Here is a 9,623-nt window from a genome sequence, read left to right as displayed (position 1 = left end):
CTAACGCCGATTCTATTGAAATTCGCCGTTATAGATTGGAAATCAGGGATATCGATATTGAACGGGAATTGAAACGCTTGCAGGAGTCGAGCGGGACTTGGGTTGCCAAGACAGAGGGTTCCATCCAGAATGGAGATTTTGTCCAGGTCACGGTCGACGGGGATAAAATGACCCTCATTGCGGGAGATACCGAGCACCAGAAGGATTCGGTCCTGAATCAGACAGTACTGGGAATGAAGATCGGTGAGGAAAAGACTGTCACGCTTCCCGGTGAAGCCGGTCGGGAAGAAAAATCGCTGCAGGTCCACGGTGTTCATGAAAGGCAACTTCCGGAACAGGACGAAGAGTTTCTCAGACGTTTTGGGGAGGATGTCACTTCTCTGGAGGTATTGAAGCGGAGAATCAGAGAGAACCTCGAAGACGCGGCGCAGACGCTGGTGGAACGGCGTTTTCGACGGGAAGCTATGGTCGCTTATTGCCGGAAAGCCGAAGTCGAGGTGCCGGAAGATCTCATTGAAGAGGGAAAAACGACACGAATGAACAACTTCCTGGAAGAGCTGAAAAGGGATGGCATGACCTTGGAGCGCTACGCGGAATTGACCAGTGTCGATAAGAGTGCCATGGAGGAATCCTTCAGGAAGATGGCGGCCTGGGATCTGAAGATGGCCTTTGTAATCAGTAAATTTTCCCGGGAAAATGGCCTTTCGGTTACCGATGAAGAACTCGATGCCGAGATCCTGATAATGGCGAAAAAGTTCGGGAAAACCGAAAGAGAGGTCCGGAAAACACTTAGAGAAAATGATCGAATTGACGCGATCAAGGAAAACCTCCTCCAGGCGAAAATGACCGACGAGATTGCCCGCCGGGTGGTCGTCAGGACAGCCGAAGAAACGATCAATCTCGATCAATGGAAAACGCTTGAAGATCCGGAAGAAGGGATATTTTCATGAAACACGAACTGCATAACAGTTATTTGGTTCCCATTGTCGTCGAGCAAACTCCCCGAGGGGAACGTTCGTACGACATCTATTCCCGCCTTCTGCAGGATCGGATCATCTTTCTGGGGACGGAAATCGACGATATGGTGGCGAACCTGATCATTGCCCAGCTTCTCTTTCTCGATGCGCAAAATGCCGAGAAGGACGTGAACCTCTACATTAACAGCCCCGGAGGGCTGGTGTCCGCCTCGCTGGCCATCTACGATACGATCCAGTATGTCCGTTCCGACGTTAGCACAATATGTATCGGTCAGGCCGCCAGCGGAGCCGCCTTGATCCTGGGGGCGGGAATGGCGGGAAAGCGTCTCGCCTTGCCCAATGCCAAGGTGATGATCCATCAGCCGCTGGGAGGTGCTCAGGGCCAGGTTACCGATGTCGAAATTCATACCCGGGAGATGTTGAAAACCCGCGAACGATTGAATGAGATTTTCAGCTTGCATACGGGACAACCTATCGACCGGATTCGCCGGGATACCGAGCGTGACTACTTCATGTCTCCGGAAGAAGCCCGGGAATACGGTATAGTCGATCGGGTTTTGTTACCGAGAAATCAACGAGAGAAACAAGGAGAACCAAAGAACGATGGGTAAGATTGATGTCGAAAAAAATCGCTCGCGATGTTCCTTTTGTGGAAAAAATCAGGCGGAGGTGAGCAAGCTGATCGCCGGACCTGGCGTCTACATCTGTAATGAGTGCGTATTGCTTTGCGAAGAGATCGTCCGGGAGGATGGAAAAGGGAAAAAGACAGACTTCACCCTCGATCAGCTTTCAACCCCCCGCCAGATCAAGTCCTTTCTCGATCAATACGTGGTGGGGCAGGAGTGGGCGAAAATCGTACTCGCTGTGGCCGTGTACAATCACTATAAACGGATAGTCTGCAGTAAAGACCATGACGGTGTCGAACTGGAAAAGAGCAATGTTTTGTTGATCGGTCCCACCGGTTCCGGAAAGACCCTATTGGCCCGCACGCTGGCCCGCACGCTCAATGTCCCTTTTGCAATCGCTGACGCGACGACCCTGACTGAAGCCGGGTACGTCGGAGAAGATGTCGAAAATATTCTGCTCCGCCTGATCCAAAACGCGAACTTCGATATCAAACGAGCGGAGAAGGGCATTGTTTATCTCGATGAGATCGATAAAATCAGCCGGAAATCGGACAGTCCCTCCATCACCCGGGATGTTTCGGGAGAAGGAGTTCAGCAGGCCCTTTTGAAAATACTGGAGGGCACTCTGGCTAACGTTCCTCCGCAGGGTGGGCGAAAACACCCGCAGCAGGAATTTATCAAAATCAATACCGAAAACATCCTTTTTATCTGCGGAGGAGCTTTTATCGGCCTCGAACCCATCATTGCGTCCCGGCTCAAGGAAAAAAAGATCGGTTTCGGGTCACTGGAAGGGTTGTCGGGGAAGGAGCCGCAGAACTGTTTATCGGAAGTGCAGCCGGAAGACCTTCTCAAATACGGGATGATCCCCGAATTTGTCGGCCGAATTCCCGTTGTAACCGCTTTGGACAAGCTCACCGAGGATGATCTGGTGTCCATTCTCCTCACCACGAAAAACAGCCTGGCGAAACAGTATCAAAAGCTCCTGGCGATGGAGGGGACCAAACTGGTTTTTACCCCGGAAGCGGTCCGCCTCATTGCCCGTCAGGCTATGGAAAAAGGAACCGGCGCCCGGGGACTCCGTATGATTACGGAGAGGCTGATGACCGAACTGATGTTTGAGCTTCCCTCCCGAAAAGATATCAAAAAAGTGGTGATTGACGAGAGAATTGTCTTGGACCGGAAAAGTGTGACCCTGCTTCCCCGGGAAAACTCGATCATTGACCGGCCGGCGTAGGGAAGGAATTCTCTCGTGAAAAATGAAGAAACATTGCCCCAAGTTTTCGAGCCGCAAACCATAGAAGAAAAATGGTACCGTATCTGGGAGGAAGGGAGATATTTCCACCCGGATAGGAGTCCGGGAAACGACCCGTTTTGTATTGTTATTCCTCCTCCGAATGTTACGGGCCATCTCCACATGGGTCATGCCCTTAACCTTACACTGCAGGATGTCCTGATTCGTCTGAAACGGATGCAGGGATATCGAACCCTTTGGCTACCGGGTACCGATCACGCGGGGATTGCCACTCAAAATGTCGTGGAACGGATGTTGGCCGGTGAAGGTCTCAGCCGCCATGACTTGGGACGGGACCGGTTTATCGGGCGGGTTTGGCAATGGAAAGACCGTTACCATGGACGGATAGTGACTCAGTTGAAACGGATGGGTGCCTCGTGCGATTGGAGCCGCGAGCGCTTTACTATGGACGAAGGCTTATCCCGGGCGGTTCGGGAAGTTTTTGTCCGTCTTTTCGAGGACGGGTTGATTTACCGTGATGAGTATATCGTGAACTGGTGTCCCCGCTGCACAACCGCTTTGGCCGATATCGAGGTCGATTACCGGGAAGTCGAAGGACAGCTCTACTTCATCCGCTATCCTTTGACGAAACGGCCGGGTGAATACCTGGTCGTAGCCACCACCCGCCCGGAGACTATGCTCGGCGATGTTGCCCTGGCGGTCCATCCCGATGATGAACGGTATCGCCTGCACCATGGTTCAAGGGTGTTGCTTCCCCTCGTGGGACGGGAACTCCCGCTCATAACCGATGATTATGTTGAACCGGGATTCGGAACGGGGGTGTTGAAAGTGACCCCGGCCCACGATATGTCCGATTTCGAACTGGGCCGAAAACACCGACTTCCCGTTATCCGGGTCATCAACGGAGAAGGGATGATGAGTGAAGAGGCCGGAGGATATGCTGGACTCGATCGATATACCTGCCGGAAACAGGTGGTTGACGCGCTCGGAAAACAGGGTCTCTTGGAACGGTGCGAAGATTATAACCATTCGGTGGGATATTGTTATCGCTGTACCACCGCTATAGAACCTTATGTGTCCAAGCAATGGTTCGTGCGGATGAAAGAACTGGCAGAACCGGCTATCCACGCGGTTGAGGAGGACCGTATCCGGTTTATCCCCGAACGCTGGTCACGGGTCTATTTTGAATGGATGAATAAGATCAGGGACTGGTGTATTTCCCGCCAGATCTGGTGGGGTCACCGGATACCGGTTTTTTATTGTGATGCATGTGAATATTGTTTCGCCGCCGTAGACGAACCTTTGGTATGCCCCCGTTGTTCAGGCTCCCTCCGACAGGATGAAGATGTTTTAGACACCTGGTTCAGTTCCGCCCTCTGGCCGTTTTCCACCCTTGGCTGGCCGGATGACACCGGCGATCTCAGAACTTTTTATCCCACCAGTGTTCTGGTGACCGGGTTTGATATCATCTTTTTCTGGGTCGCGAGAATGATCATGATGGGTCTTCGCTTTAAAGAAGACATTCCCTTTTATGATGTCTTTATAACCCCCCTGGTACGGGATGAAAAAGGAAAAAAAATGAGTAAATCACTGGGAAACGCCCTCGATCCCCTGGATGTAATCGAGCAGTTTGGAGCGGATTCCCTTCGCTTTGCTCTGGCCTGGCTGACCGTCCAGGGCCGGGATATCAATTTGTCGGTTGCCCGGATTGAATCGGCCCGGAATTTTATGAACAAGCTCTGGAATGCCTCACGTTTTGTGCTGATGAACACAAACGGATTACACCGTACTCCCCTGGAAATGTTTCAGGAAGAACTTGAACTGAAAGACCGCTGGATACTGTCCCGGTTCGAAAGGACCATCGGCTTGGCTACGGATGCGCTCGAGAGCTATGCTTTTGGTGAATATGTTCAAATCGTTTATGATTTTGTCTGGGGAGATTATTGTGACTGGTTCATCGAACTGGCCAAACAGGATCTTTACCGGGGGAAGGACCGGGAAAAGGAACGGACTCAGAATGTCCTGGTTCATGTCCTGGAGAGGGTCCTTCGTTTACTCCATCCGGTAGCCCCTTTTATAACCGAGGAAATCTGGCAACAGATGGTCGGAGAGAACCAGGATAAGCTCATTGTTGTTTCATGGCCGGAACCGGACCCTCGATGGTGCGCGGATGAAATTGAGGAGGTGATGACCCGTGTCCAGGATATGATCCGGGAAATCCGCTTTCTGCGGGCTGAGCTTTCGATATCTCCGGCGGAAACCTGCCGGGTTCATATCCATTTTTCCGATTTCGGCCTGAGAGCGTTATCCGATACCTTTTTCCCCTATCTTGCACTTCTGGCGAAATGTGAGATACTGAAACAGGATCAGGCGATTGACAAAGCCGGGATGGCCACCGGCCGGGTGCCGGGAGCGGACATTTTTTTGGAAATCGGTGACTTGATCGAGGTGGATGAGGAAGTGCGGCGGTTGGAAAAAAAATGCTTGATTCACGAAAGAGACCTTGAAGGCCTGCGATCCAGACTCGACAACCAGGATTTTCTGAACCGGGCTCCGGATGAGATAGTCGAACGAGAGAGAAAGCGCTGGGAAACCTTGAACGGTGAGCGGATCCGGATCAGAAAGCTTATCGAGGACATCAGGTCGTTATGAACAATCCTTTTCTCAGACAGAAGGACCCAGTCGAACACGTCGTGTTTCTGATGGGATGTTTTCTGGTCATCATGGTGGCTTTTTTTATCGCCCGCGGTGACCTTGATGCGTATACCGGGTTTTTACTCGGTACATCCTTGCAGATTGAAGATGTTCCCGGAGAACGGAGAGCCGCTGATCTTCTGACCGAATTGGAGCGACTGGCGCGACCCGCTGATCCGACAACGGTGCCCGGCTTCCAGGAAGGGGAGGTTGCTCCCGCCGTTGGACCCGTTGAGCAAATTATTGCCCCAGCCGCGACCGGCGTACCGGCAGCCCCGGTCCCCACTCCGGTAACGGTTTCCACCCCTCCTGTCCCAGTAGCCGCTGCTTCTCCAACACCCGCTCCAGTAATCCAAGCGCCATCGGGAGCGTTCTTTGTCCAGGCCGGTGCTTTCTCTCGGCGGGAGAATGCCGATCGCATGCTTGAATCCCTGCGCCAACTCGGTTTTCAACCAGTTCTTCGTCAAGACGCAGCAGTGTTCAAGGTCCAGATCCCCGGCCTGCCTTCGTTGGAGGAAGCGAGACGGATTGTCCAGCAATTGAGAAACCAGGGCATCGAGTCATTCGCCGGACAGTAGGGGGGGTCCATGAACTTAAGGGAGATTCAGATGATTTTGGAAGCCGATGTTCTGGTCGGTGACCAGTGGCTCGACCGGGAACCATCCTCGGTGTGCGGGAGCGATTTACTCAGTGATGTTCTCGCGTTTACCAAAGAGAAATCCCTGCTGTTGACGGGCCTGACGAATCCTCAGGTCATCAGGACCGCAGAAATGAGCGATCTTATCGGGATCGTTTTTGTCCGTGGGAAGAAGCCGGAAACGGCCACGGTGGAATTGGCCGGCATCAAAAAGATTCCAATACTGACGACCCGTCTTCCCATGTATGAAGCCTGTGGTAGGCTCTATCGGCACGGGATCAGGGGTTGCAGTGAAATCAAGTGATCATTGAGCCTAAACCCTTGTTTGAGGCCTCCCGGGAGATAGTCGGAGCGGATTTTCAGAGCGCGGGCGATATATCCGGGGAGTTGAAAAAACTTCTGCTCCAAGCCGGATTTCCACCCCCGTTTATCCGCCGTATCGTGATCGCCGCCTATGAGGCGGAAATGAACGTTGTGATTCATGCCTACAAAGGAAGCTTCAGGACGGTTATCACCCCCGAGAAGGTTCACATCGTCATTGATGATGAAGGCCCGGGTATTCCAGATCTCGACCTGGCATTTCAGGAGGGATATTCGACCGCCCCCCCTCATATTCGGGAAATGGGTTTTGGAGCGGGTTACGGATTGGCGAACATGAGGAAATGTTCCGATCGGATAGAAATCGATTCCAGGGTTGGGGAAGGGACCCGGGTCATGATGGATTTTTTCCTGAACTCCGTGAAAAATGGTGGTGGAGTTTGAAGGAGAAGCTATGTCATTCGGTTCTCCTCGATGAGGAAAAATGCAAGGGATGTACCCATTGTATCCGGCGGTGTCCGACCGAGGCCATCCGGGTCAAAGGAGGCAAAGCCAGGATAGACGAAGAGCGGTGCATCGATTGCGGAGAATGTATCAGGACCTGTCCCAACCACGCGAAATACGCCCAGTCTGATCCCCTCGAAGCGATCGGGCATTATCGTTATTCCATCGCTCTTCCCGCTCCCGCTTTTTACGCGCAATTTTCCACCGGGTTTACCCTGGGAAAACTTCTGTACGGACTGCTGGAACTTGGGTTTTCCGATGTATACGAAGTGGCCCGCGGAGCGGAGATTCTTGCCGAAGAAATCAAAAAAATCCTGCGGAGTGGCCATCTTCCGCCACCTCTCATTTCTTCGGCCTGTCCGGCGGTAGTTCGTCTGGCAGAAGAAAAGTTTCCTTCACTAACCGGCAATCTTCTCCCCCTTGATTCACCCTTGGGGGTTGCGGCCCGTATCGCCCGGTCCCGGGCGCTGGAGAAAGGATTTTCTCCCGAAGAAATCGGGGTTTTTTTCATTACCCCCTGCCCGGCCAAGGTTACGGAAATACGGCAAAGCGTTGGAGATCTCGAAAGGATAGACGGTGCGATTTCCATGGCCAAGATTTATCCTTTGATCATCAATATGACTGAAAAGTTGCAGGATATTTCCGGTATCCAGCGAGCGAGCTGGAAAGGAATTGGCTGGGCCCGTTCAGGCGGGGAACAGGAATCACTGGATGAGGGCGAGTATGTCGCCGTTGACGGCATTCATGACGTTATGTCCGTTTTTGAAAAGATTGAAATGGGCGAACTCAACAATCTTGTGTACTGCGAAGCTCAGGCCTGTGTCGGAGGATGCATCGGTGGCGTGTTGGCGGTTCAAAACCCCTTCCTGGCCAAAGTCAACGTCAATCGCCTGATCAGGAAATATTCCGTGTTTCAGGCGATTGAAGAAAAAGAATGGGATAAACTGGCCAGACAAGATGCCTTCCGTCGGAAAAAACCTTTTATAGCCAGAGATATCCTGAAATTGGATCAGGACTATAAAAGAGCTCTTGAAAAGTATCAAATCATCGAAAAAATCCTGGACCGACTCCCTGGTTTGGATTGCGGAGCGTGCGGTTCTCCCACCTGCCGTTCCCTGGCCGAAGACGTTGTCCGGGAAAAAGCTCAGGAAATCGACTGTCCTTTTCTGTTACGGGAAAAGATGCTTGAATTGTCCCGGGAAATATTTGACCTGGCCAACAAAATTCCACAGACCATGAAGAATGATGAAAGGGGAAAAAAGACCATTGAGGGTTCATGATATCATTGAACCGCTTCAGGCGGAAATTCTGGTGGACGCCAACCGGCAGAGGGAAATAACCGGCGGTTATTGTGGTGACCTGCTCAGTGATTGTATCGCCAACGCGTTTGAGGGATGTGTTTGGGTGACGATCCAATCTCATCCGAACATTGTTGCCGTCGCGGTGTTGACGGATATGGCCGCCGTCGTGATCGCCAACAGTCAGGAACACAATGAACAGACACTTGCGAAAGCCCGCCAGGAGGGAGTTGTCCTTTTGCGGACAGCCATGACCAGCTATCAAGCCGTTGCCGTTCTCTCGGGACTGGGTATTCCCGGTGCCAGAAAGCATAGATGAGGTTGTTGTTTCAAGCGGATCTTCATATCCATAGTGTCCTTTCTCCCTGTGCCGAGCGGGAAATGCTTCCCCCGCTGATTATCCTGGAGGCCCTGACCAAGAAAATCGATATGATTGCGGTGACCGATCATAACACCTCTGACAACACCGCCGTCACCGTCGCTCTCGGCGAGCGATTTGGTGTTTGGGTAGTGCCCGGGATGGAAGTCGAAACCGGAGAGGAAATTCACTGCCTGTGTTATTTTCCGGACCTCACAGCGCTCCGGGGTTTTTCCTGGGAGGTTGAGCGGCATCTACCCCGATTCCCCCTGGATGAGTCGATTTGGGGGGAAGAGTGGGTCGTTGGCGAGGATGGAACTATCCTGGAAAAAAAAGATCATCTCCTGACCCGTTCTCTCACCTTAAGTATCGAAGAAGTATTTTGCCGGGTTGAGCGGTTTGGGGGTATCCCGATCCCTGCTCATATCGACCAGCCTTCCTACAGCATCATTCAGGTTCTGGGCTTCATTCCACCGGACCTGAAAGTCCCCGCCCTGGAAGTGTCCCGTCGGATGGATACCGGCACGGCCGGAAGCCGTTTTTCTCTAAGAGGTGTCTCCCTGCTTCGCTCCTCCGATGCGCATTGTCTGGCAGACATCGGTTGTGTCACCACCACGTTCTCAATGAACCGTCTCTCTTGGGATGAATTCCGCCTGGCATTATCCGGCCAGGAAGGCCGGTTTATCCAAGCCTGACGGTCGTCATCACTCCTCTGCCTCTTCACATTCGAAGATTGATTTTGCTGCAAAAACTCATTTCAGCAAGGCCCCGTTGCCCTCAGCCCCGCCTCATCTGGTGTTTTATCGCACGCATCAATGACCACGTCTGGTTACAGTGATGCTGAAAAGGGCATCCTTGGCATATTTACTTCGAAAATGCGGTGATTTCGGCGGCTGATTCAGGCAACTCAGGCCCGGGCTTTCTTCGTTCTTTTGCAGCAAAATTACTTATTGCAGCAG

General features: G+C 52.4%; 10 protein-coding genes. All 10 read left to right on the top strand.

Annotated elements, in window-relative coordinates; translation table 11 throughout:
* Window positions 1–950: hypothetical protein (locus VLH40_04275; GenBank protein ID HSV31225.1), on the top strand; the 950-nt coding region annotated here is incomplete at its 5' end.
* Window positions 947–1,588 carry an ATP-dependent Clp protease proteolytic subunit gene (locus VLH40_04270; protein ID HSV31224.1) on the top strand — a complete coding sequence of 214 codons (642 nt, stop codon included), beginning with the start codon at window positions 947–949 and terminating at the stop codon, window positions 1,586–1,588. The genes VLH40_04275 and VLH40_04270, both read left to right, overlap by 4 nt.
* Entirely contained in the window at window positions 1,581–2,837 is a 1,257-nt protein-coding gene (clpX, locus tag VLH40_04265) for an ATP-dependent Clp protease ATP-binding subunit ClpX (GenBank protein HSV31223.1), read from the top strand. Before VLH40_04270 ends, clpX begins: the two co-directional genes overlap by 8 nt.
* A 15-nt stretch (window positions 2,838–2,852) precedes the next feature.
* A complete protein-coding gene (locus tag VLH40_04260) occupies window positions 2,853–5,507 on the top strand; it encodes a valine--tRNA ligase (protein ID HSV31222.1) in 2,655 nt (884 codons plus the stop codon).
* On the top strand, window positions 5,504–6,127 hold the full coding sequence (locus VLH40_04255) for an SPOR domain-containing protein (GenBank protein ID HSV31221.1): 624 nt from the start codon (window positions 5,504–5,506) through the stop codon (window positions 6,125–6,127). The genes VLH40_04260 and VLH40_04255 overlap by 4 nt, the downstream gene beginning before the upstream one ends.
* A gap of 9 nt (window positions 6,128–6,136) precedes the next feature.
* Window positions 6,137–6,490, top strand: coding sequence for a DRTGG domain-containing protein (locus VLH40_04250; protein ID HSV31220.1), 354 nt, complete (start codon window positions 6,137–6,139; stop codon window positions 6,488–6,490).
* Window positions 6,487–6,948: an anti-sigma regulatory factor gene (locus tag VLH40_04245; protein ID HSV31219.1), complete on the top strand. Its 462-nt coding sequence runs from the start codon at window positions 6,487–6,489 to the stop codon at window positions 6,946–6,948. Before VLH40_04250 ends, VLH40_04245 begins: the two co-directional genes overlap by 4 nt.
* Window positions 6,945–8,288, top strand: a complete 1,344-nt coding sequence (locus tag VLH40_04240; protein ID HSV31218.1) for a [Fe-Fe] hydrogenase large subunit C-terminal domain-containing protein — start codon at window positions 6,945–6,947, stop codon at window positions 8,286–8,288. Before VLH40_04245 ends, VLH40_04240 begins: the two co-directional genes overlap by 4 nt.
* Window positions 8,275–8,625 (top strand): hypothetical protein, encoded by a 351-nt coding sequence (locus VLH40_04235; protein ID HSV31217.1) that lies wholly within the window; start codon window positions 8,275–8,277, stop codon window positions 8,623–8,625. Before VLH40_04240 ends, VLH40_04235 begins: the two co-directional genes overlap by 14 nt.
* Window positions 8,622–9,359 carry a hypothetical protein gene (locus tag VLH40_04230; GenBank protein ID HSV31216.1) on the top strand — a complete coding sequence of 246 codons (738 nt, stop codon included), beginning with the start codon at window positions 8,622–8,624 and terminating at the stop codon, window positions 9,357–9,359. The genes VLH40_04235 and VLH40_04230 overlap by 4 nt, the downstream gene beginning before the upstream one ends.
* The last annotated feature ends 264 nt before the right edge of the window (window positions 9,360–9,623 follow it).

The sequence above is a fragment of the Atribacteraceae bacterium genome (assembly GCA_035477455.1).
Taxonomy (GTDB): domain Bacteria; phylum Atribacterota; class Atribacteria; order Atribacterales; family Atribacteraceae; genus DATIKP01.
This window is presented reverse-complemented; position numbering and strand designations above follow the sequence as displayed.